This is a genomic window from Pararhodospirillum oryzae (assembly GCF_007992075.1).
Lineage (GTDB): Bacteria > Pseudomonadota > Alphaproteobacteria > Rhodospirillales > Rhodospirillaceae > Pararhodospirillum > Pararhodospirillum oryzae.
Genome location: NZ_BJZO01000186.1, coordinates 1 through 1,126, shown reverse-complemented (window position 1 = coordinate 1,126; position 1,126 = coordinate 1). Strand labels below are relative to the sequence as shown.

Here is a 1,126-nt window from a genome sequence, read left to right as displayed (position 1 = left end):
TTGGTATTAGTCTTAGCAAACCATGCGATTTCTTCATGACGGTTCGCAAAGAAGCGCTGGGCGCTCATACCGTTCGGATAGTTCCAGATGATGAGGTTGGCGAGCAGCATTTTACTGTTCTGCCGCATGTGGGAGATGATCGACAGAAGGTCGCCAGAACCGGCCTCTCCCTGATATTGCAAGCCGCCGAAGATCGCTATGCTGCCAGTAGGTGATAGCACCCGTTCGGCCTCGGCTAACCATTGGCTTGCCCAACCGATGTAATCCGTATGGGAATCCCAGTCCGCTAACATAATATTGTACGGCGGGTCACAAATAATGAGCTGTATTGATTGGTCTGGTATCTTAGTAAGCGCGTTGAGGCAGTCGGAAACGTCGAATACATGGCGAGTACCGCCTGCGTCGAATGTCGACAGTAGCGACTCTGAAGAGTGCTTTTTTCCGGTCTTCCGGAGGGCGTTCATCGCGCGGTGCCCTACGTTACGGTGCGATCGGTTTGCCATTTAGTGTATTACTTTCACGTTTGCAGTGCTTCGACTGACCCAAGGGCCATGCACGTTTCACCACAATCTAGTCCAAGATGCTCATACGCGGTTCGCGTCAAGATCGTCGACGAGGAGGCGCAGCGAGGTTTTGGCGACATCGAGCATCACTTCAGCCATCTCGCCAGCCGTCCAAGGAGCGGCCTTGCAGAAAAGCGACGCGCTCTGGAGCATGTATTTAAAATCCCCGGCTCTCACAATGATGTTTTCACAGTAGTTCTGGTTGATCGGGCGTGAGAAGTTACTGGCGGTGACGCGGTCAATGCGGTTCAACATACCTGAGTTGTGGAGGATATTGACCACACTACCATCTGGGCGTTTCACCTCGAATGACTCGGTCGCGAAGTTTGAACCCTGCAAGAATACGATGTAAGGAAAATGCTTCTCATCAAGCATATAGTTACGAAGCTCTTGAATATTCTTGTGCATTCGTTCTATGGCATTGCCAGCGGCCATAAAATCCTGATCTTTATTTTTTCCCTGGAGGACGCCAGCGCGTATTTTCTCTACGTCATTCCCTTGGTGCTTCGATTCGCCGACCAATACCGCCCGCCATCTGCCGTGGCGGTCCTTGACCTCTGTTA

The 1,126-nt window shown here is 51.6% G+C and carries 2 protein-coding genes; both read right to left on the bottom strand.

The annotated features are described in order from the left end of the window. A partial coding sequence (locus ROR02_RS16415) for a DNA-methyltransferase (RefSeq protein WP_170245168.1) occupies nt 1–464 on the bottom strand: 464 nt, incomplete at its 3' end. A gap of 120 nt (nt 465–584) precedes the next feature. Then, nucleotides 585–1,126: EcoRI family type II restriction endonuclease (locus ROR02_RS16410; RefSeq protein ID WP_246135605.1), on the bottom strand; the 542-nt coding region annotated here is incomplete at its 5' end.